The following is a 21,817-nucleotide window of genomic DNA, read 5'->3' as shown; positions in this document are numbered from 1 at the left end:
TATCTACTTGGCTGACGTCGGTTACCTCCGACCAGGGTAGAGCGTGGCCTGCCCCGGCCCGACCAGCGGCTGCGTCTCCCACGTATCCTCGAGGGGTGTTGATCGTCGCCCTCGTACTGTTCGTGCTCGCTCTCGTCGTCGCCGGGGTCGCCGTCGCGGGTCTGACCGGACGGCTGCCGCGCAACCGGTGGGCGGGTGTGCGTACCGCGGAGGCCCTGCGCGACGAGGAGACGTTCGCCCTGGCCAACAAGGTCGCGGCTCCCAGTCAGCTCGGTGCGGCGGGCCTGCTCGTCCTCGGCGGCGTGGGAGCGCTCACGCTCGACACGGTCCCGGGCCTGATCGCCGTCGTGGGTGCCGGTATCGCCGCCTTCTTCACCGCCGGTGTCGGCGGTTCCATCGGTGCCCGCGTCGCGGCAGCCAGCGCTCCGGCCGAGACCGCCGGCTGCGGCACGTCGTGCGGGGCGTGCAGCCTGCGCGGCGCCTGCGAGCCGACCGCCTGAGCGAACCCCCACCGCCCGGGCGCAGCGGCGGGCGCGACGTCACCGCCCGAGCGCAGCGGCGGGCGCATTGTCACCGCCCGAGCGCAGCGGCGGGCGCATTGTCACCGCCCGAGCGCAGCGGCGGGCGCGACGTCACCGCCCGAGCGCAGCGGCGGGCGCGACGTCACCGCCCGAGCGCAGGAATCTGCGGGAGGGTTCCCGAGCGCGCGTTCGGACGCGATACTGACAGGGTGACCCCGGCACTGGCCGGCGCCCGATTGAGGTCCACGATCCGCGATGCGGCCGCCGCGGCGACGGACTCGACCGAGTTCCGGGAGGTCGTCCTGGACGCGATCCGCGCCCGGGTGCCCTACGACGGTGTCTGCCTGGCCACCACCGATCCCGCGGTGCTGATCCCCACCGCGCTGACGACTCGCGGTTACGAGACCCCGCGGGTGTACGCGACGGCCCTGGAACTCGAGTACGGTCCCGATCCGGTGCCGAGCGGCTTCGGCTCGTTGCTGGGCCGGGCGGTCCCCATCCGCACGCTCCGGGAGGTGACCGACGACCACGTGACGAGCAGCCGCCACTACGCCGACGTGCTCGCGCCGAGCGGCATGCACGACGAGGTGCGCATGCTCTTCCGCGGTCGCGACGGGGCGTGCTGGGGCGCGTGCACGATGGCCAGGCGACCGGGCTCGGAGTTCGCCGACGAGGAACTCGACACTCTGGGCGCCGTCCTCATCGACATCGGGGAAGGGTTGCGCACCACGTTGTTCCGCAGCAGCGCACATGCCCCGGCCCCGGGCCCGGACGGACCGGCGGTGGCGGTCGTCGGACCCGACGACGAGTTCGAGTCGATCACCGCCGCCGCCCTCGAGTACTTCGAACGACTCGGCTGGGGCCCGCCCGGCAATCCCGAAGCCGCTGCGCCCGCGGTGTCGGCGGCACTGTGGCTGCGGCGTTCGGGGGCGGATGCCACGGTCCTGCAGGCCCGCACCCTCGACGGGGAATGGCTCGTGATCCGCGTCGGACGATTCGACAGCGAGCATCCGCCCCGGCGGGTGCTCATGACCGTGGAACGGGCGCAGCTCCCCGAGATCGTCACCCTGGTGGCGGCAGCACACGGACTGACCCGCCGCGAATCCGAGGTGCTCGCTTTGCTTCTCGCCGGCAGGACCCGTCACGAGATCGCCGGCGTGCTGGGCATCAGCCCGTACACCGTGCAGGACCATCTGAAGGCCGTGTTCGCCAAGACCGGCGTCAACAGCCGCGCGACCCTGGTCGCCAAGCTCGCACACACCGAGTACGTGCCCCGTCTGGGCACGCCCGTCGGCGCCGACGGCTTCTTCGAGCGGCCGCCGCGGCCGGCCTCGGTGAACTGACGCCGGCGCGCGGGGACCGCCTCACCCCCAGCGGCGTACACGCTGGTAGCGCGGGTTCCACCAGAAGCGGTGGACGAGCCGCAGGGGCACCGGCAGTTCACTCAGGACCAGACGAGCCTGCTCGGGCGTGGCGCCGTCGACGACGTACGGGCCGACCTGCGCGATCTCGCTGTAGGAGAGTTCCTTCACCGCCGCTGTGGACAGGGCGTGCCATTCCTGCGTGGTGATCACCTCCCGGATGAGGGGGAAAGCGTCGCGCTCCTCGTGCGCGAGGTGCGACCGCAGCAGTCCGACGAGGTCGTCGATGCGATGAGGCACCTGCTCCGGCCCGTGCTCCCGATCGTCGAACGCTTCCTCGAGTGCGGCGAGCGTCGGATCGATGAGAGAGTGCTCGGCCTCCATGTCGTCGAGCACCGCGAGATCGTCCGGCCGGTCGGCGAGCCTGCGGCGCATCAGCGGCCAGATGTGCGTGTCCTCGATCCGGTGATGGTGGTGCAGTTCCCGGCTGAAGCCGTGCCAGCCGACGAGCAGCGCGTCGTGGACCTCGTCGGTCTCGGTGCCGTAGGTCTGTGCCACGTTCGCCAGGCGTCCGACGTCGCGCCGGAAGGCCGCGTGCAGCAGCGTCATCACGACCATGTCGTCGTCGGTCAGGGCAGTGGATCCGGTGGTGGTCATGTCGGCCTCGATCCTGTCGTGCTCGAGTTCTCTCTACGAGCCTGCAACCCCGGGCTCCGGCCCTCAATCCCCCGTTCGAGGGGGTCGCCGGTGATGCCGTTTCCCTACGCTGGGGCCGTGACCACCCGCCGCGTGATCGACCCCGCCGGGGCCCTGTTCGGCCTGGGCCTGCCTCTCGTCGCCGCCGCGGCGACACTGCTGCTGACTCGAATGTGGGAATCGCGGCTGCCCCCACGGATCGCCACGCACTGGTCCGGGTCCGGGCCGGACGGATTCTCGGACCCGGTCTCGTTCTCGTGGACGGTGGCGCTGGTGATCCTGCTGGTCGGCGGCGGCTGCAGCGCGATCGCGGCGCTAGCCCCCGCGATGCTGCTGATGCGCCGCTACATGCTGGTGCTCGGTCTCGGCGTGACCGGTCTGCTGTCCACCCTGGGTGTGACGGTGCTCGCGAGCCAACTGGACACCCCGGCCGAACAGGCACAGCTGCCGATGTGGAGCATCGGCGCGGGCGTCGCGCTCGGCGTCGCCGTCGGGGTGTTCGGCGCGTCCCGGTTGCGGGATCACCGGGTCCGGCGGCCGGCAGCCGCCCGCCCGGATCCGGCGCTGCCGCGCGGGCCGGTCGAGCTGCCGATCGTCGAACAGGTCGGCACCGGGACGCGCACCACTGTGGTGCTGGCGGCGCTGGTGGTGGCACCGGCCGTCGTCGTGTGCGGCGCGGCGCGCAGCTGGTGGCCGCTGGCGATCTTCCTGCCGGTCGCCGTTCTCGTGCTGAGCCTGCTGCGGTTCCGCGTCGTCGTCGACGACACGGGCGTGCGGGTGCAGAACCTGGGAATGACGGCGGTGGACTACGACCTCGACGAAATCGTCGGCGCGCGGGTCGCGCACGTCCGCCCCTTCCAGGACTGGGGCGGGTGGGGACTGCGCGCCAAGGGGCGGGGCCGGTACGGCCTCGTCACGATCACGGGTCCCGCGCTGGTGCTCACCGTCGCCGGTGGGCAGGAGTTCACCGTCACTGCGGCGCAGGCGGAACGCATGGCCGGCGCGCTGAATGCGCTCGCCGACCGTCGCTGACCACCGGCCGGCGGATACCGCTTCCCGAACACGCCGCGAGTGCGTGGCCGATCCGGTCTAATGGGAGCGATTGCCGACGAGTACAGCGATTGCCGACGAGTACGGAGGCCGACGTGAGCCATCGGAAGCGGTTGCACCCGGACGGAGTCCTCGCACCGGCGTACACCGGGCGCATCGACAGCGAGCCGGTTCCGGCGCTGCGGCTGCCGGCGCACTCGATGGACCCGGCGGAGGCGTACCGGTACATCCACGACGAACTGATGCTCGACGGCAGTTCGCGGCTGAATCTCGCGACGTTCGTCACCACGTGGATGGAGCCGCAGGCCGACGTGCTCATGGCCGAGACGTTCGACAAGAACCTCATCGACAAGGACGAATATCCGGCGACGTCGGCGATGGAGGAGCGCTGCGTGGCGATGGTCGCCGACCTGTTCCACGCACCGGGGTTGTCCGACGTCGACCCGGGTACGGCGACGGGCGTGTCCACGATCGGCTCGAGCGAGGCGGTGATGCTCGCCGGGCTGGCGCTCAAGTGGCGCTGGCGGGCCCGGCGGCAGGCGGCGGGAGAAGACACCGCACGCCCGAACCTGGTGCTGGGCAGCAACGTTCAGGTGGTGTGGGAGAAGTTCTGCCGCTACTTCGACGTGGCGGCGAAGTACCTGCCGATGGAGCCCGGGCGGTATGTCGTCACCCCGGAGCAGGTGCGAGACGCGGTGGACGAGAACACGATCGGGGTGGTCGCGATCCTCGGCACGACGTACACCGGCGAGCTCGAGCCGGTCGCCGAGATCGCCGGCACGCTCGACGACGTGGCCGCTTCGGGAGGACCCGACGTGCCGCTGCACGTGGATGCGGCCAGCGGTGGATTCGTCGTGCCGTTCCTGCAACCGAAACTGAAGTGGGACTTCCGGGTACCGCGCGTGGTGTCGATCAACGTCAGCGGCCACAAGTACGGACTGACCTACCCGGGCATCGGATTCGTGGTGTGGCGCGACAGGGAGCACCTGCCCGAGGAACTGGTCTTCCGGGTCAACTACCTCGGCGGCGACATGCCCACCTTCACCCTGAACTTCTCGCGGCCGGGAAACCAGATCGTCGGCCAGTACTACAACTTCCTGCGGCTCGGCCGCGACGGGTACCGCCGGGTGATGGAGACCCTGCGCTCGACCGCGAGCCGGCTGGCCGGGCAGCTCGCCGGGCTGGAGGGGATGCGCGTGATCTCCGACGGTACCGCCATCCCGGTGATCGCATTCGAGCTGACCGGCGACCCGGGGTTCACCGTGTTCGACGTCTCGCACGAACTGCGGGCGGGCGGCTGGCAGGTGCCCGCGTACACCATGCCGGCCGACGCCGAGGAGGTTGCGGTCCTGCGGATCGTGGTCCGGGAGGGGTTCAGTGCCGACCTCGCGCGACAGCTGTTCGCCGACATCGAACGGGTGTGTACCGAATTGCGCAAGGAGGGTCCGCTCCGGCACTCCAGCGAGCAGCACTTCGCGCACTGAGCCTCACTCCAAGGCTGTCTCGCGCGAGGTGTCCTTCAGCTGCACCCCGGACCTGCCGAGCCGACGCGCTCCCTGGACGAGGGATGCCACGACCCGGGCGGCATGGGCGAGATCGAGCCCGTCCGGGGGATGGATGTTGGACACGCAGTTGCGCTCGGCGTCGGTCCGCCCCGGCCGGGGACGATGCGTCAGGTACACCCCGAGACTGTCGGCCACCGACAGGCCGGGACGTTCCCCGATGAGGACCACCACCGTGGACACACCCAGGGCAGCGCCCACGTGGTCCCCGATCGCCACCCGCGCCTGGGTCGCAACGACGGGCGGCGCGAACGTCAGGCCGGGCGTCAGCGCGGTGGCCAGTTCGGCGAGCAACCCCGGCCCGTGTGCGGCCAGGGCCGTGGACGACAGACCGTCGCACAGGACGACACCGATGTCGGCATCGGTGTGCGGCACCGGAGACAGGTCGGCCGGGGTCCTGCCGAGATCGGGGCGGCGCAGGTAGACGGACCGATCCCGTGCGCGGCTCGCCACATGGATGGGCTCACCGATTCCGACGGCGGAGATCTGCGGATTCAGCTCCGCGAGGTCGAGCGGCGCATGGACCGCGTCGCGCGCCCGGGCGTGGGCCTCCGCGACCTCGAGCAGACGCGGGGTGGGCAGACCGTTCCCGTTCCGCCCCAGCCCGATGCGTGCCCGGGTGAGCGCGCGCAGGGGTGTCCAGAAGTCGTCGTTCATCCGCGTACTCCCGGGGATGCCAGTGCTCGCAGCGGAGAAGAATGCGGGTCGACGGGCAAGATCCGGCCGGTCGCGTCGGCCATGCCGTGCGCCCGCAACCATCGATCGAATTCCGGTGCGGGACGCAGCCCCATGAGCTCGCGAGCGTAGAGCGCGTCGTGGAACGACAGGCTCTGGTAACCGAGCATGACGTCGTCGGCGCCGGGCACCGTGATGACGAAGGCTGTGCCGGCGGCGGACAACAAGGTGAGCAGGGTGTCCATGTCGTCCTGATCCGCCTCCGCGTGGTTCGTGTAACAGATATCCACGCCCATGGGCAGCCCGAGCAGTTTGCCGCAGAAGTGATCCTCGAGCCCCGCGCGAATGATCTGCTTGCCGTCGTAGAGGTACTCGGGTCCGATGAAGCCGACGACCGTGTTGACCAGGAGGGGGTCGAGCGTCCGGGCGACCGCATAGGCGCGTGCCTCGAGTGTCTGCTGGTCCACGGGCCGGCCCCCGGTTCCCAGATGGGTGCCCGACGACAGTGCCGAACCCTGCCCGGTCTCGAGGTACATGACGTTGTTCCCGACCGTTCCACGTCGCAGAGACTTGCCGGCCTCGTTGCCCTCCCGCAGTAGCTGCAGGTCCACGCCGAAGCTGCGGTTGGCCCCCTCCGTGCCGGCGACCGATTGGAACACCAGGTCGACGGGTACACCACGGGCAGCCAGGTCGATGGTGGTGCTCACGTGGGTCAACACGCAGGATTGCACGGGGATGTCGTAGCGCAGTCGAACCTCGTCGAGCAGGTACAGCAGGTCCGCGGCGGCACGCGGCGAATCGCTCGCCGGATTGATGCCGATCACGGCGTCTCCGCAACCCAGCAGGAGCCCGTCGAGAGTCGCGGCGGCGATGCCGCGCGGGTCGTCGGTGGGATGGTTCGGTTGCAGGCGGGTGGCGAGCCGGCCGGGCAGTCCGACGGTGGTGCGGAACGCCGAGACGACGGTGACTGCCCTCGCAACCGCGATCAGATCCTGGTTGCGCATGATCTTGGAGACCGCCGCGACCATCTCCGGGGTCAGACCGGGACCGACCGCGGCAAGGCGGCCCGCGGCATCCGTCCGTGCCGCCGTGGTGAGCAACCAGTCCCGGAAGCCGCCCACGGTCAGGTGGCCGATCGAGGAGAATGCTGCCGCATCGTGGGTGTCCAGGATCAGGCGGGTGACCTCGTCCGTCTCGTACGGCACGACCGGTTCCTCGAGGAAGGTCGTCAGTGGCAGCTCGGCCAGGGCCCACTGCGCGGCCGCGCGTTCGCCGTCGGATCCTGCCGCGCATCCGGCCAGCTCGTCGCCCGAACGGCGGGGGGTCGCCTTCGCCAGCAGATCGACGAGCCCGTGGAATTCGTACGTGCGTCCGGCCGCTCGTCGGCGGTACACCGTCACGACGTCACCTCGGCGACGGTCCGGGCGAAGACGTCGAGGAAGTGGTCGACGTCGGCCGAGGTGAGCGGCAGCGGCGGACGGATCTTGAGGACGTTGCCGTGAGCGCCGGCTACGGAGATCAGGATCCCGCGGTCGCGCATCCGGTTCACCATCGTCAGGGCCGTATCGGCGTCCGGATACCGGGTATCGGCGTCCGCGACGATCTCGACACCCAGGAACAGGCCGGCGCCGCGGACGTCTCCGATCGACGCGGTCGTGCGCCCGATCGTCCGCAATCCGGTGCGCAGTGCGGCACCGCGCTCGTGGGCGACCTCGATCAGCTGCTCGTCGCGGATCACGTCGAGCACGGCCTGTGCGGCTGCCATCGACACCGGATTTCCTCCGAAGGTGTTGAAGTACTTGACCTTCGATCCGGTTTCCGCGACGACGTCGCGAGAGGTGATCGTGGCGGCGACGGGCATTCCGTTGCCCATGGGTTTGCCGAGGGTGACGATGTCCGGGACGATGTCGTGCCGTCGGAAACCCCACATGCCGTGACCGAGGCGGCCGAAACCGGGCTGCACCTCGTCGGCCAGGAGCAGCCCACCCCCGCCGCGCACCACGTCCGCGGCAGGTTTCAGGAAGGGAGCGGGATCCGGAAGGATCCCGTCGGACGAGAAGACGGTGTCGACGAGCAGGGCGGCGAACCCGTACCCGGACTGCTCGAGGTCGTGGATCTGTTCGGCGACCTGCGCGGCAAACCAGGCTCCGAGATCGTCGGTGTCGACACGATACGCATTCGGTGCCGGGACCACCCGAATCCAAGGTTCCACCGTCCGGGAGATCGACGGGGAGCATGCCGCGACGGCGGTGGTGTTGCCGTGGTAGGCGCTCTCGGTGACGACGATGCCGTGCCGGCCCGTGGCTTGCCGGGCCAGTTGCAGCGCCAGGTCGTTGGCCTCGGAACCAGTACAGGTGAACATCGCCACCGCGAGCGGATCCGGGAAGGTGCCGAGCAGATCCTCGGCGTAGTCGACGATCCCGTCGTGCAGGTAACGGGTGTGGGTGTTCAGCAGCCGGAGCTGCTCGGTGACGGCCGCGGTCACCCGAGGGTGACAGTGCCCCACGCTCGCCACGTTGTTGTACATGTCGAGGAAGCGGTTTCCGTCGCCGTCCTCGAGCCATACTCCACTACCGGCAACCGGATGCAGGGGTGTGCGGTACAGCAGCGGCGTGGCGCTGCCGAGCACCTGCCGCCGGCGCCGGACGAGGCCTCGCAGCTGCGGAGGCAGGCCGTGGATGTCGTCGAAGGCGAAGCCGTTGACCTCGACAGGGGAGGTCTGCTGGGTGGACACAGTCTTCACAGGGAGGCCAGCCACAGGCCCCACCTCGGATCCGCCATCTTCGTACGGGCGCGCATGAGCTTCCAGAGTCCGTACTTGTGGTAGTCGAAGTCCCATGCATCGCTGAGTTTGTTGTTCACACATCCCCACAATCCCCACTTGACGTCGGCGAGGACCCCGCAGACCTGCACGCGGGACACCACCGACCATTCCGCGGTGCCGTAGTAGGCCTCGACCATGTCGTGGATCCGACGGTCGTCGAAGAACATCTCGGTGGTGAGAACGGCAATCTCGTAGGCGCGATCGTTGTTGGACGCGAACTCGTAGTCCACGAGCTTCAGTGGCCCGGACTCCGAGTACAGGAAGTTGCCCGGCATGGGGTCGTTGTGGCACGGAACCAGGTCTAGACCCGAGGCCAGCACGGCCGATTTCGCCGCCCGGTACTCCCGCTCGACCACCGCCCAGTCCACCGGCAACGTCACCCCGAGACTGTGTGCCTGTTCGAGATGCTCGTCGACCATGTCGAAGATCGTCTTCGTCCGGCTCAGCAGCCCGGACGGATGCAGCGTCCGGTACAGGTCCACGATCCGTAGCGGTATGTCGTCGCGCTTGAGGTCGCCGTTGGTGCAGGCCCGATATCCCTCCAGGAACTCGATGATCTCGATTCCGGAAGCGGGATCGAACCGGACCACCTCGGGGCCGATTCCCAGTGCCCCCGCTCGGCGGCCCATTTCGTTGGCAACGGTGCGGTCGACGAACGCCTCGCTTCCCGCGCCGGGGATCTTCATGAAGTAGCGGGTATTACTGCCTTCCAGAGTGATCCGCCAATTACTGTTCTGGAGGCCGCCCGTCACAGGGGCGTAGTACAAGCCGCGCCCCTGCCACTGCGATACGGACGACAGGGCATCCTCGACCACCCGTTCGGCGGGGGTGCGGGCGCTGCCCATGGGGCGATCGTCCCGGGCGAGCGGGGTGGAGAGTGTGGTCATCGTCGTCTCCTCACAGATTGCGGATGCGGTCGTCGAAGTGGGGGTCGCGCAGCCCCGCTCGTGCCCTCAGGAACTGCCAGTCCGAGAACTTCGAGTACTCGTGGGTGCCCGGACGCATCGCGTCGCAGTAGGCACCGATCAGTGCCCAGCGGAGGCTGTCCGCGATGCCGTAGACCCGGGCCCGATCGAACAGACTGTAGTCCCAGGAACGCCAGAACATTTCGAACACTACGCGGGCGTCGCGGTCGTGCGGACACAGTTCCCCCAGGAGAGTACCGAGATCCTGCAGCGGATCCATCATCGCGGCGCAGTCCCAGTCGACGAGAAGGAGGCCGCCACCCTCGGGGACGAGGACGTTGGAGACGTTGCCGTCGCCGTGGGCAGGGACGAGATCGTATCCCGCCGCCTCGATGCGCTGCTCGGCATCGGACAGGGTCCGCAGCATCCACGGCAGATCCTGCGGAAGGGCCGCCGATGCGGCCCGAGCCACCCGCAGCGCGTCGCGGATGTCGTCGAACACACTGGCGGTTCGCGAGAACGCCGCCAGAGAATGCACCCTCTTGCGCAGCTCGACGAGTGGGGCGATCGCCTCGGCCGAGCCGAAGCGGTCGAGGGTTGCAGTGCGGGACCGTCCCGTGAAGTCCTCCATCACCAGCAGGCCCGATTCCGGATCGGCGGCGTACACCGCAGGACCGAGACCGGCATCGCCCGCGGCGGTCGCGGCCTCGAAGGACGCGGCGAGATCGACGTAGCCGCGCGCGTGCGGTTCCATCACCTTCACGTAGCCGGTGACACGCGCTCGCGTGTCCACAGCGGCCCGCACGCTGTAGCGTTCGGAATCGGCTCCCCACCAGCTGGGGCTGGCCATCGTGGGCGAGCTGTCCAGTTCGAGCTCCGCCCCTTCCCACAGCCCGAGGGCGTGCACCTGTTCGGCAATACTCACCGGGATCCTCCTGTCGGAACAGCCACCACGTGGCGTGGCCAGCTCATCGGGAACGGCCGGTGACGCTCGAGCCACCGGGTGAGGCGGAGCAGCCTCTGATCGTCGAAGCGTGCTCCGACGATCTGGACTGCGACCGGACACTCGTCGACGAATCCGAAGCAGAGGGTCGACGCGGGCTGGCCGGTCTGGTTGAACCAGGCCGTATAGGTGCAGTGTGCGAGTGGTCGGTCCGGGTACAGGCCCACCTCGTCCGCGGCGAATCCCGGTGTCGGGATCACCGGCGCGAGCACGAAATCGTAATCGGCGAGCGCGGACTGCAGCCTCGCCTGGGACGCATCCACCCTCGCGAGGTCGGCGGCGTACTGCACTGCGCTGCGGTCCGCCGCGGCGGCAGCCCAGTCGGCGACCGCGGGCAGGACCAGGTGCCGGCACTCCTCGGGCAGGGTCTCCCATTCGGCCCGCGCCCGAACCTGGAAGACGCGGTCGAGGGCAGGATAGGGATCCACGGCGAACGGTGGCGGTACCGCAGCCACGGCGGCACCACCGTCCTGCAATGCCGCCGCCGCGTCACCGACGACCGACAGGACCCGCTCGTCGAGGGGGTGCCCGTGTCCCATGTCGGTGAGGACACCGATCCGCAGTCCGGCGGGGGACAGTTCGACGTCGAGCGTGTCGTCGGCCTCCGGCGGGAGCGACCACGTGTCCCGCGGGTCCGGGCGGCTGATCACCCGATACAGGTCGACGACCTCGTCGACGGTGCGGGCCATCGGACCCGCGGATCGCATGGTCGATGCCGGAGCGTGCGGGATCCGCCCCTGGGTGGGCTTCAGAGCCACGAGACCGCAGTGCGCCGCGGGCAGGCGTACCGATCCCGCGATGTCGGTTCCGACGGCGGCATACCCGATGCCGGCCGCCAGCGCGGCGCCCGCACCGGCACTGGAGCCGCCGGTGTTGCGTGCCGGATTCCAGGGGTTGCGCACGATCCCGTAGAGGGAGCTCACGCCCGCGGCCATCATGCCGAAGTCCGGCATCGTGGTCTTGCCGACGATCACCGCGCCGGCTTCCTTCAGTCGGGCGGCCGGTGGGGCGTCCACCATGGCGTCGGGGACCGTCGCGTGGGCCTTCGAGCCGTGCCGCCACGGCATCCCGATCGCGTTGATGCTGTCCTTGATCGTCACCGGGATACCGTCGAGATCACCGAGAGGGCATCCGGCCGCCCATCGGGCGGCGGACGCCTCGGCCGACGCCCGGGCCCCGACCTCATCCAGGTGGGCGACGGCGTTGATCACCGGATCCACCCGATCGATGTGGGCGAGGGTCGCGTCGAGAACGTCGACGGGGGTCAGTTCCCCTGCCCGGTACGCGGCGCGGACCTGTGCCGCTTCTTGTGGAATCACCCCGGTCATCGGGCTGCCACCTCCCTCGCTTCGTCCGACAGCAGCGCACCGGCCGTCAGGTTCCGGACCACTGCGCTCAGGACGTCGAGGCCGCGCAGCAGGTCGGCGTCCTCGGTGAACTCGGACTCGTTGTGTGAGATGCCGTTCGAACTCGGTACGAAGAGCATCACCGTCGGAACGACGTCCTTCAGGCTGATCGAGTCGTGTCCCGCGCGGGTGAGCATCCGCCGGGACGTGTATCCGGCCTCGGCGACCACTGCCTCCGTAAGTTCGACTCCGGCCGCCGGGTACGGCGTGGACGGCCGCAGTGCGCACGCGACGATCTCTACCGTGACCTCGCCCTCGTCGGTGATCGCGGCGAGGGCCTGCACGAACTCGGCGTGCGCCTTCTCGAGGGTGCCGGCATCGCTCGAGCGGATGTCGACGTCGATACGAACCCGGGACGGCACCACGACGGGGGAGTTGGGCTCGATGACGAACCGGCCCACCGAGGAGAGCACCGCATCCGGTACATGGCCGGACGCGACGGCTCGGACCGCCAGGACGACCCGTGCCGCGCCGACCAGCGCATCGCGACGATCCGCCATCGAGGTCGCACCGGTGTGGGCCTGCTCGCCGTGGACGACGACGGTGTACTTCCGGACCGCCCAGTTGGCGGTGACCACCCCGATGTCGGTACCCGTCTTCTCGAGCTCGCGGCCCTGCTCGATGTGCACCTCCGCGTACGCCACCGCATCAGGCGGTTCGTCCGAACCGTGGAAACCGATGTTCGTCAAGGCTTCCCTGACGGATACGCCGTCCAGGTCCCGGCGCTCGAGGATCTGGTCGACCGTGTACCTGCCGACGTACCCGCCACTGCCCATCAGACTCGGCTGGAAACGGGCCCCTTCCTCGTTGAACCAGTCCACTACCGCGACGTTGACCACGGGAGCGAACTGGCCGGCCGCGACCGCACCGTCGACCCCGGTGGCCGCGTGCGCGGCAGCGAGGACGCCGTAAGCCCCGTCGAAGCGACCGGCAGACGGCTGGCTGTCCGAATGGGAGCCGACGAGGACGTACGGGGCACCGGGCACCCACTCGAGGAGGCCGAAGAGGTTGCCTACGGCGTCAATTCGAACGGTGAAGCCCCGTGCGGTGAGCCAGTCGGTCAGCCACCGCCGAGCCGTGGCGTGCTCCTCGCTCGCGGCGAGGCGGTGCAGCCCGCCCCCCGCGGTCGCCCCGAACCGAGACCAGGCCGTGAAGTCGTCGAGGAAGTCGTCGTGCTCAGGCATGTGCGGTTCCCGTCGCAGGAGTGGCGGACGGTACCTCGAAGGCCACCGAGAGGGCGGGCTCCGGCGTCTCGGCACCGACGGCGACCGGCCGGGTGGCGACGGCGAACATCTCGTCGACCCGACGCTTCTCCGCCTCGCTGGTCCCAGTGAAGGCCGAGACAACGAGGTAGACAAGCAGATTCACGACCATACCCACGACACCACCGGTGAGGCTTCCCAGGCCCGCGATGTCGTCCGGGTACACCACCGTGAGCACGAGCGCGACCACGAAACCGGACACCATGCCGGCGACCGCACCGTACTTGTTTCCGCCCCGCCAGAAGATGCCGAGGAACAACGGGATCGCGATCTGGACGATGCCCTGGTACGAGATCTGTGCGAGCAACTGGAGCCGCGTCATGTCGAAGGTCAGGTAGGCCACTACCGCGGCGAGGCCCATGAACACGACCATGCTGGTCTTGGCGACGTAGGTGAGCTGGTTGTCCGTCAGCGGACGCTTCTCGGAGTTGATCAGGTCGTTGGCGATCTGCAGACCGCAGACCTGGACGCTGCCGTCGATGTGTCCCATCGATGCGGCGAAGACCATCGTCACGCCGAGCCCGAGAAGCCAGGTGCCGCCGTAGGACTCCATGATGGTGAACCATCCGGCCTGCGGATCCGAGTAGACCTCCGGCATGGTGGTGGCCGCGACACCGAGCAGCATCAGCAGCGTGTAGAACACACCGGAGATCAGGACAGTCCGGATGGTGCCGGCCTTGACCGCGCGTACGCCCGAGGCGGTATAGATCCGCTGGAAGCTCATCGGCCAGCACAGCGATCCCACGACACCGGTGAAGATCAAACTGAACAGGTAGAAGGGTCCGTAACCGTCTCCGTCGCCGGGAACCCGCAGCACCTCGGCCGGCACGTTCGACAGGGCCGAGAAGCTGAGCGGCCCGTCGCCGACGCCGAGGAGCAGGAGCAGGCACACGATTGCGGCGAAGACGTAAGCCACCACGCCCTGGAACATGTCTGTCATGATCAGCCCGCGCATGCCCATCTTCACCGTCCAGTACTGACGGATCACGATGACCGCGAGACCGATGAGCAGGCACGCGGTGATGGACCACCGTCCCTCGCTCGCGATCTCGAATACCTCTCCGAGAGCTTGCATTCCGAGAACCACCCAGGGGAACACCGACACGATCCCGATCACACTGGCGACGACCTTGACGGCACGCGAGTCGAACCGCAGGCCCATGAGATCGGGCTGTGAGCGCAGGTCGTACCGCGCGCCCCAGCGCCAGGCCCGGGTAGCCATGAAGTACATCATCGCCACGCCGAGACTCGAATAGGCGAGTCCGTAGAACCCGAAGACCCCGGCCCCGGCCGCCATGCCGAAGAAAGCGATGAACACCGATCCCGGCCACCAGGAGTTGACATAGCACATGGCGACGTACCACGGACCGTACGAGCGCCCACCCACGGAGTACTCGTCGAAGGTCGGCTTCTGCTTCTGCTGGGTGCGGTAGAGGATGTAGATGACGACGGCATAGAAGACCGCCAGCATACCGAGCATGATCGCCATGTCACTGTCCCTTCACTGAAGACTCTGCGGGAGCGACGCTTTCGTCGAGCTCACCACGGATGTCCTCGACGATGTAGAGGCCCCACAGGCCGAATCCGAGAACGAGTCCGTTCGCGATCCAGTACAGGACGCTGAACGGGATTCCGAATATCGTCGTATCGACTCCGCTGCCCCACAGATACAGCACCGGAACCAATGCGAAAGCCAATGCTGTTATGTAAATTCCGCCGAACACGGTCTTGACGGTCCGTTGTTCGAGATTTCGAATGAAGTCCTTCATCTCAGATTCCTCAGTTCACCAGTTTCAGGACGGCCTCGTGCAGGAGGCCGTTGGATGCGATACCCGTACCCCGGTCGTATCCGGGCCGTCCGTCGAGCGCCGTGAACCGGCCACCGGCCTCGGATATGATCACCGGCATAGGTGCGAGGTCGTACGGTTGGGTGGTGTAGTCGACGACCACGTCGGCGTGACCACTGGCCACCATGGCGTATCCGAAAGCGTCACCCCACGTCCGGAGGACGACGCCACGATCGATGAGGTCGCGGATCGTCTCGGGCTTCCAGTCCTCGAGCCACGTGGCCATGAGATAGGCACCGTCGAGGCTTCCGCGCTCGGAGACGTTGACCCTGACGTCGTTGCGCCAGCATCCCTTTCCCTTCTCGGCGTAGACCATCACATCGATACTCGGGAAGTTCATTGCACCGAAAACGATCTCGCCGGATCGCTCGTAGGCGAGCAGGTTTCCGTAGAGGGGAACCGCGTGGACGAACGACTTGGTGCCGTCGATGGGATCGATGATCCACCGATTGCCGCTGGTCCCTTCGACCTCACCGAACTCTTCGCCGAAGATCCCGTCGTCGGGGAAGAGCTCGCGCAGACTCGAACGGAAGACGTCCTCCACCTCGCGGTCGGCTCGGGTGACGGGTGATCCATCGAACTTCGTCTCGACCTGTATTCCGCTGGTCTCGAACCACTTCCGAGCCACCTCGCCGGCGTCCCGAGTGATCGACAGCGCGCTCTCGGCTGTAGGCGAAAGATGGTTGTGCATCGCATGTTCCCTTCACTGACCTGGATCCGGCACGCCCTGGGAGCGCTGTTCGGATATGGACAATCCTCGGTGTGGACCATTTCTGGTCCGTCCACCGAATGTGAAACGGATGTAACATCACTGCTCGCGCCGCCGGACGGCGCGTCGAATGTCCGTTACAGCGGGTATCGGTCGGCGCAGGCAGCCTGCTTCCGAGGCGAACAGGTCGCCGTCGACGGTTGCCGACCGACCGGTGGCCGTAGACAGCCGATGTCGGGCTCCATGTCGGTCGCCTCCCTCCGTCCACCCGTCGCCGAATCATCCGATTCCTGTGTCCTGCATCACGTTAGATCGCCAAATGTGTCGAAGGCAACACTTGCGGGGTGTACCATTACTGGTTCTTTTCGGAGGCGCAATCCTGGCGCGCTCATCTGCCCGATCACTTATTGTCGTGTGCCGGCTCGCACCGATCCGTGGACCCGACTTGCTGTGCATCACGGACTGCAAGATGATCCATGGATCACGCTTTCGTCATGTGAGGTAGCCATGCAGGTTTCGGAGCACGCGCACGCGGCGCTAGTACGGCTGACCACGGAGTTGCGTGAGCGTTCGGTCGAGAAGCTGCCCCCGGAACGCGAACTCGCGACGCGGTTGGGGACCTCTCGGACCACGATCCGGAAGGCGATCGACCGCCTCGAACGAGACGGCCTGGTACGGCGTGTGCGGGGCCGGACGGGTGGAGCCTATCTCGTGGGGATCGTCTCGGACAGGGAAGCAGGGTTCGATGCGGGACCGGGACGGCGACTCGCCCGCAATCTCAATACCGTCAAGGGCGTTCCTCAGATGCTGCACGAGCAGGGATTCCAAGACGGTACCCGGGTACTGTCGGCGGAACTGGTCGCACCGACCCCCCAGGTGCGCGAGATCCTGCGCATACCCGCCGGGAATCCGGTGGTGTCGCTGCTGCGCCTGCGGTTCGCCGATGGTGACACCCTCTCGCTGGAGCGCATGTACCTGCGCGGCGTCCAACCGATCCTCGGCACGGCACTGACCTCGATCTACGAGACTCTCCGGTCCGAGTTCGGGATCACAATCGCCGCGACGGAGGAGTCCATCGAGTTGGCCAGCGCCACCGCGCAGACCGGCGGATTGCTCGACCAACCCGTCAATACCGCCCTGCTGAGGCTGGAGCGGATCGGGTACGACCAGGGCGACAGCCCTGTCGAGTACTCCGTCGACCTCTTCCGCGCGGACCGGACACGGTTGAGTGTGCGGACGCGGGGATAGCCGGTCTCAGTTCCGCTCGACCTCGATGGGGTGGGTGGCCAGCAGCGCGAGCGGCAGCGGCTGCCGGCGCAGCACCCGCGCCCACAGGTCGACCCGCGGCGGCCCGAGGATGTCCTGGGGGAGGGCGGAGATGACCATCCAGTCGTCGTTGTCGAGTTCGCCGTCGAGCTGCCCGGCGCTCCATCCGGCGTAGCCGGCGAAGATGCGGATGCCTTCGACGAGCGGGCCGATGACGGCCGGATCGGAGTCGAGGTCGATCATGACCACCCGTCCGTCGATCCGGCGCACCCCCGGCACCCCGTCGACCGAGACGCCGACGCGCAGCGTACCCAGGCACAGGGCCGAGTCCCGCCGGACGGGGCCGCCGACGTAGAGCGCCTTGGGTGCGGCGCTGAGCTCCGTCCACTGCGGCAGCACGGCTTGGACCGCGGTGTCGCTGGTGCGGTTGAGTACCACGCCGAGACTGCCCACGTCCCCGTGCTCGATGATGTAGACGACTGTTCGCCGGAAAGTCGGCTCGACGAGATCGGTGGCCGACACGAGCAGCGTTCCGGGTCGGACGGCCGGTGTCGCCGGTGCCGTGCGGTCCTCGGGTTCGTCCTGATGCTGCGCCACCCCGACATCATCCCACCGTCGCCGCCGCGGCGTGGCAGCAAGGCGGGGAGACGTTCAGGAGAGCCCGACGGTCTCGGCGAGCACCGCGAGGTGGTGGTCGAACAACCGCCCGGGTTCGGTGAAGGTGTCGGTGCCGTACTGGCCGAAGACCTCGAAGTTCACGGCCCCGAACAGGGCGGCCCAGACCAGCACACCGCGGGCGAGAACCACGTCGGGGACACCGGAACCGAGCGCGGCGCGGATCCGGCCGAGATCGGTGGTGAGGCCGTCCGGGACGGCGACGGTGGCCGGGACGCGGAGGGCGCCGGCGGCGTGGGCGTCGTCGAGGATGCGGACGAGCCGGACGACGACGCGGGTGCCCGGGCCCGTGGTCTGCTCCGCGGGAGCGTGGTAGCCGGGGACCGGACTGCCGAACAGCAGGGCGTAGCGCGCGGGTTCGCGTAGCGCCCAGGTGCGCACCGCGTGGCCGAGCACGCGGAACTGTTCGGCGTGGGCGTCGACGGCGACGTCGCCGAGCGCGTCGTCGACGGTGTCGGCGAGTTCGGTGTAGCCGTCGACGACGAGGAGGGTGAGCAGTTCGTCGCGGCTCGCGACGTAGCGGTACACCGCCGAGGAGACGACGCCGAGGTCGCGGGCGACGGCGCGCAGCGACAGGGCGGCGGCGCCGTGGGTGGCGAGATGTTCGCGGCCGATCCGCAGGATGTCGGCCATCGTCTGCTGCCGGGCGCGGGCGCGGGGGGTTCCGGTCATGTCGTTCACCCTGCCAGATTCGCGAGCACCGTCAACAAAAGTGAGCACTGCTCTTGACTTTCCCCGCCGAGGGGCGCACTGTTGTCTCGAACAGAGAGCAGCGCTCACATTTCGAAGGAGCTGGACACCATGTCGAATCTGCAGGTCGTCACCGGCGCCGGTCCCGTCGGCTGGACCGTCGCCGAACAACTCGCCGGCCGGGGCCACCGTGTCCGCGTCCTCACCCGGTCCGGCAGCGGTCCGGAGCATCCGCTCGTCGAGCGCCGCCGGGTCGACGTCTCCGATCCCGCCCTGCTCGGTCCCGCCCTCGAGGGTGCCGGTGCCGTGTACCACTGCATCCACGGCTCCGCCTACCGCGCCGACACCTGGGAACGCGAACTGCCGGCCGCGGAGAACGCCGTTCTCGAGGCGGCCGGCCGCACGGGCGCGGTCGTGGTCTTCCCCGAGAGCCTGTACTCGTACAGCGAACCCGACCGGGTCATGACCGAGGCGTCGCCGCGCGCGAGCACCACCGGCAAGCGGGGCGTGCGGGCGCGGTTGCTGGACCGCCGTGCCGAGAGCGACACCCGGACCGTCAGCGTGGTCGCGTCCGACTTCTTCGGACCCCACGCCCGCAACGCCCACGCCGGCGAGCGGATGGTGCCGACCGTCCTGGCCGGGCGCAGCCCCCGCGTACTCGGCTCACCCGACGTCCCGCACTCGTTCACATACGTGCCCGACCTGGCGGCCGCCATGATCGCGGCCGCGGCGAATCCGGCGGCGTGGAACCGGGTCCTGCACGCCCCCACCGGCCCGGCCGGCACCCAGCGCGAACTTGTCGCCGCGTTCGCCGCCGCCGCACAGATGCCGGCTCCGAAGGTGGGCACGATCCCCACCTGGCTGCTGCGCGCCGGCGCGCTGGTGAACCGCGACGCCCGCGAACTGACGGAGATGCTCTACCAGTTCACCGATCCGTTCGTCATGGACTCCACGTACAGCGAGGACCTGCTCGGCCTGCGCCCGACCCCGCTGCCCGAAGCCGCGGCCGCGACGGTGCGGTGGTGGCGCGAGCAGTGACGCTCACTTCCCGGTCTGCGACGCGGCCGCTCGCTCGTCGAGGTCGGCGAGGGTGATCGGGTGCTGCGGGGGCTCGCCGACGACGACGGTGCGGGTGACCCGGAGCTCGCCGTCGACATGCAGCAACTCCCCGCAGCGCAGGTCCGACCAGCCCGGATCCTCGTCCATGCGCTCGCTGGCGACCACGACCGCCGGCTGCCGCGCCAGGTGGCCCGACCGCACGCGGACCGTGCCGGCCTCGCTGGCGTGCTCGAGATGGCGGCCTCCGTGCGGGCCGCCGGCGGGACGCTCGAGGACGAACAGGTCGTGGGTGTCCGGATACCGCAGCGCCCACAGCTCCGTCGCGGTCGTCAGGACCACGTTCAATGCGTAGACGGGCAGATTCCCGGCGGCCCACCGGACGGCGGCCGTCAGGCCCGCACCGACGTCGCCGCCGTGCTCGTCGATGCGGCGGGTGACGAGCGCGAAGAACCGCTCCGAGTCCGTCTCGCCCGCCACCAGGTCGCGGTACGGGCCGAGTTCGGCCTCGAGCCGCGGCAGGTCGCCGAGGACCCCGTTGTGGGCGAACAGCCGCCCGCGCTGCTCGAACGGATGCGTGTTGCCCACGTCGAGGCCCCCGGTCGAGGCGAACCGGATGTGCGCGACGAACGTCTGCGACCGCCGCTCCTTCGCCTCGGTGGCGAACGCGCGGTCCTCGTACGCCGCCAGCGGTTGCTTCTCCACCACCGGGCGGCCGTCGTCGGCGAACGTCCCGAGCCCGGTGCCGTCGGGTTCACGCCGACTCTGACGGGCCAGCGAATCGGACGCATCGAGCAGCCAGAAGGTGGCGTGTACCCGGTGCGGCGCGGCGGTCAGCCCGAACAGTCGGCACATGGCGGTGTGTCCCCCCTTCCGGAAGTTGCCGGTTGCGCAGAGGGTAGGCCGGGGGACGTGGCGGGGGAGGCGGAACCGTCGCAGCGAGACGACCCGCGCCGGACGGATAGTGTCGGACCGATAGTGTCGGGCACTGTGCGGGAGTCGAGGCGGCAGGCGTGGCGCTCCACGGCGACGGCACTGCGCCGATCGCCCGGACTGGTCCGCCTGACGACCGTCCGCTTCGCCAGTCAGTTCGGCGACGGGCTGTTCCAGGCCGCGCTCGGTGGGGCGATCCTGTTCAACCCCGAGCGCCAGACCGATCCCGCCGCGATAGCGGCCGGATTCGCGGTGCTGCTGCTGCCGTACTCGGTGGTCGGACCGTTCGCCGGCGCCCTGCTCGACCGGTGGGACCGTCGCCTGGTGCTGGTCGTCGCCAACGTCCTGCGCGGCGTGCTCGTCGTCGCGATGTCGGCGCTGCTCCTCACCGGTGGCGGTTCGACCCCGCTGTTGCTGCTCGCCCTCGCCGCCGTCGGTGTCAGTCGATTCGTGCTCGCCGGGATCTCGGCGTCCGTCCCGCATGTGGTGCGTCAATCCTGGCTGGTGCCGGTCAATTCCGTGCTCGCCACGGTGGGTTCGGGGATCTCCGCGGTCGGGGCCGGCGTCGCTGTCGCCACGATCGGTCTCGTGGGGGAGGGCGACTTCGGCTCCGGGGTGGCGGTGGCGCTCGGCGTCAGCGGATCCGTGGTCGCCGCGCTCGCCGCCGGCGGCTTCGCCCGTCACGCGCTCGGTCCCGACCGGGCCGTGCCGCGCCACCCGATCCGCGCCGTCGCCGCCGGCCTGCACACCGGCGCCACGGCGGTGTGGGAGGCGCCCGGCGTCACCGTCGCGATGATCGGCATCGGCGCGCACCGCGTCGTCTTCGGCATCGACACGCTCATCATGGTGCTGGTGCTGCGCGACGCCGACGGTGCCGCGCTGCCGGGCGGGCTCGTCGGATTCGGTGTCGCCGTCGGCGCCACCGCCGCCGGGATGCTCGTCGCGGCAGTCGCCGCCCCGCTCGTCATCCCACGCCTCGGCCGGCCCCGCACCGTCGTCACGGCACTGACGTGTGCGGGCATCGTCCAGATCGTCCTGGTCACCGGCTTCGACGAGACGGCATTGCTCGTCGCCGCGTTCCTGCTGGGTCTCGTCGGTCAGACCGTCAAGCTCACCGGAGATGCCGCGATGCAGATCGAGATCGACGACGCCCGGCGCGGACAGGTGTTCGCCCTGCAGGACACCGTGTTCAACATGGCGTTCCTCATGGCGATCGTCGCGGCGGCCCTGATCGTCGCGCCGGACGGCCGCAGCCCGGGGCTCGCCCTCGCCGGAGTGGCGGTGTATGCCGGCGGGCTCGTCGCGGCGACGGCGGTTCGCCGGTTGCGCATGTGAGCCTGCGCGGTTTCGGGCGCCGGATTTGTTAGGTTCGCGGG

General features: G+C 69.2%; 21 protein-coding genes. 7 read left to right on the top strand and 14 right to left on the bottom strand.

The genetic code is table 11. The features are described from left to right. The first annotated feature begins 95 nt into the window (after positions 1-95). Positions 96-500 carry an SdpI family protein gene (locus RR3_RS15865; RefSeq protein ID WP_010595402.1) on the top strand — a complete coding sequence of 135 codons (405 nt, stop codon included), beginning with the start codon at positions 96-98 and terminating at the stop codon, positions 498-500. Positions 501-730: 230 nt separating this feature from the next. Next, positions 731-1,864, top strand: coding sequence for a response regulator transcription factor (locus RR3_RS15860; RefSeq protein WP_064066689.1), 1,134 nt, complete (start codon positions 731-733; stop codon positions 1,862-1,864). Between the two features lie 21 nt (positions 1,865-1,885). Here RR3_RS15860 and RR3_RS15855 read toward each other — a convergent pair whose 3' ends face one another. Further along, complete coding sequence (locus RR3_RS15855; RefSeq protein WP_048771184.1) at positions 1,886-2,539, bottom strand: hemerythrin domain-containing protein; 654 nt, start codon at positions 2,537-2,539, stop codon at positions 1,886-1,888. A 117-nt stretch (positions 2,540-2,656) separates the two neighbouring features. Here RR3_RS15855 and RR3_RS15850 point away from each other — a divergent pair, with 117 nt between their 5' ends. Together RR3_RS15850 and gad are read left to right on the top strand one after the other, a co-directional pair. After that, entirely contained in the window at positions 2,657-3,610 is a 954-nt protein-coding gene (locus tag RR3_RS15850; protein WP_026137837.1) for a hypothetical protein, read from the top strand. Positions 3,611-3,723: 113 nt separating this feature from the next. Further along, positions 3,724-5,112 (top strand): glutamate decarboxylase, encoded by a 1,389-nt coding sequence (gene gad / locus RR3_RS15845; protein WP_064066690.1) that lies wholly within the window; start codon positions 3,724-3,726, stop codon positions 5,110-5,112. 3 nt (positions 5,113-5,115) lie between these two features. Here the strand turns inward: gad and eutC are convergent, their stop codons facing one another. The 10 genes from eutC to RR3_RS15795 are packed head-to-tail and all read right to left on the bottom strand — an operon-like array spanning position 5,116 to position 15,803. Beyond that, positions 5,116-5,847: an ethanolamine ammonia-lyase subunit EutC gene (gene eutC / locus RR3_RS15840; protein WP_064066691.1), complete on the bottom strand. Its 732-nt coding sequence runs from the start codon at positions 5,845-5,847 to the stop codon at positions 5,116-5,118. Next, complete coding sequence (locus tag RR3_RS15835; RefSeq protein ID WP_064066692.1) at positions 5,844-7,265, bottom strand: ethanolamine ammonia-lyase subunit EutB; 1,422 nt, start codon at positions 7,263-7,265, stop codon at positions 5,844-5,846. Before RR3_RS15835 ends, eutC begins: the two co-directional genes overlap by 4 nt. Continuing rightward, positions 7,262-8,545: an aspartate aminotransferase family protein gene (locus tag RR3_RS15830; protein ID WP_371851038.1), complete on the bottom strand. Its 1,284-nt coding sequence runs from the start codon at positions 8,543-8,545 to the stop codon at positions 7,262-7,264. The genes RR3_RS15835 and RR3_RS15830 overlap by 4 nt, the downstream gene beginning before the upstream one ends. Positions 8,546-8,604: 59 nt before the next feature. Next, positions 8,605-9,576, bottom strand: coding sequence for a choline kinase family protein (locus tag RR3_RS15825; RefSeq protein ID WP_082900331.1), 972 nt, complete (start codon positions 9,574-9,576; stop codon positions 8,605-8,607). A 10-nt stretch (positions 9,577-9,586) separates the two neighbouring features. Further along, on the bottom strand, positions 9,587-10,519 hold the full coding sequence (locus RR3_RS15820) for a phosphotransferase family protein (RefSeq protein WP_082900332.1): 933 nt from the start codon (positions 10,517-10,519) through the stop codon (positions 9,587-9,589). Next, positions 10,516-11,925, bottom strand: a complete 1,410-nt coding sequence (locus RR3_RS15815; RefSeq protein ID WP_064066693.1) for an amidase — start codon at positions 11,923-11,925, stop codon at positions 10,516-10,518. Before RR3_RS15815 ends, RR3_RS15820 begins: the two co-directional genes overlap by 4 nt. After that, positions 11,922-13,187, bottom strand: a complete 1,266-nt coding sequence (locus RR3_RS15810; RefSeq protein ID WP_064066694.1) for a M20 family metallo-hydrolase — start codon at positions 13,185-13,187, stop codon at positions 11,922-11,924. Before RR3_RS15810 ends, RR3_RS15815 begins: the two co-directional genes overlap by 4 nt. Then, positions 13,180-14,754, bottom strand: coding sequence for a sodium:solute symporter family protein (locus RR3_RS15805; RefSeq protein WP_064066695.1), 1,575 nt, complete (start codon positions 14,752-14,754; stop codon positions 13,180-13,182). The genes RR3_RS15810 and RR3_RS15805 overlap by 8 nt, the downstream gene beginning before the upstream one ends. A 1-nt stretch (position 14,755) precedes the next feature. Continuing rightward, positions 14,756-15,034 (bottom strand): hypothetical protein, encoded by a 279-nt coding sequence (locus RR3_RS15800; RefSeq protein ID WP_064066696.1) that lies wholly within the window; start codon positions 15,032-15,034, stop codon positions 14,756-14,758. Positions 15,035-15,044: 10 nt separating this feature from the next. Next, the gene (locus RR3_RS15795; protein WP_064066697.1) at positions 15,045-15,803 is read right to left on the bottom strand and encodes an inositol monophosphatase family protein; all 759 of its coding nucleotides are present in this window, start codon (positions 15,801-15,803) and stop codon (positions 15,045-15,047) included. A 468-nt stretch (positions 15,804-16,271) separates the two neighbouring features. On the opposite strand from RR3_RS15795, the gene RR3_RS24945 reads away from it, so the two are divergent. Next, the gene (locus tag RR3_RS24945) at positions 16,272-17,069 is read left to right on the top strand and encodes a GntR family transcriptional regulator (RefSeq protein ID WP_159105359.1); all 798 of its coding nucleotides are present in this window, start codon (positions 16,272-16,274) and stop codon (positions 17,067-17,069) included. A 6-nt stretch (positions 17,070-17,075) separates the two neighbouring features. On the opposite strand, the gene RR3_RS15785 is transcribed toward RR3_RS24945, so the two are convergent. After that, a complete protein-coding gene (locus tag RR3_RS15785; protein ID WP_017681040.1) occupies positions 17,076-17,684 on the bottom strand; it encodes a YqgE/AlgH family protein in 609 nt (202 codons plus the stop codon). Between the two features lie 54 nt (positions 17,685-17,738). Continuing rightward, a complete protein-coding gene (locus tag RR3_RS15780) occupies positions 17,739-18,434 on the bottom strand; it encodes a TetR/AcrR family transcriptional regulator (RefSeq protein ID WP_010595409.1) in 696 nt (231 codons plus the stop codon). A 129-nt stretch (positions 18,435-18,563) separates the two neighbouring features. Here RR3_RS15780 and RR3_RS15775 point away from each other — a divergent pair, with 129 nt between their 5' ends. Then, positions 18,564-19,490: an NAD-dependent epimerase/dehydratase family protein gene (locus RR3_RS15775; RefSeq protein WP_010595410.1), complete on the top strand. Its 927-nt coding sequence runs from the start codon at positions 18,564-18,566 to the stop codon at positions 19,488-19,490. Positions 19,491-19,493: 3 nt separating this feature from the next. Here RR3_RS15775 and RR3_RS15770 read toward each other — a convergent pair whose 3' ends face one another. Beyond that, positions 19,494-20,363: a class II glutamine amidotransferase gene (locus RR3_RS15770; RefSeq protein WP_064066699.1), complete on the bottom strand. Its 870-nt coding sequence runs from the start codon at positions 20,361-20,363 to the stop codon at positions 19,494-19,496. Positions 20,364-20,498: 135 nt separating this feature from the next. Between RR3_RS15770 and RR3_RS15765 the strand changes: the two genes are divergently transcribed. Then, entirely contained in the window at positions 20,499-21,776 is a 1,278-nt protein-coding gene (locus tag RR3_RS15765) for an MFS transporter (RefSeq protein WP_064066700.1), read from the top strand. Positions 21,777-21,817 lie beyond the last annotated feature (41 nt).

The organism is Rhodococcus ruber NBRC 15591 (assembly GCF_001894945.1).
GTDB classification, from domain to species: Bacteria; Actinomycetota; Actinomycetes; order Mycobacteriales; family Mycobacteriaceae; genus Rhodococcus; species Rhodococcus ruber.
This window is presented reverse-complemented; position numbering and strand designations above follow the sequence as displayed.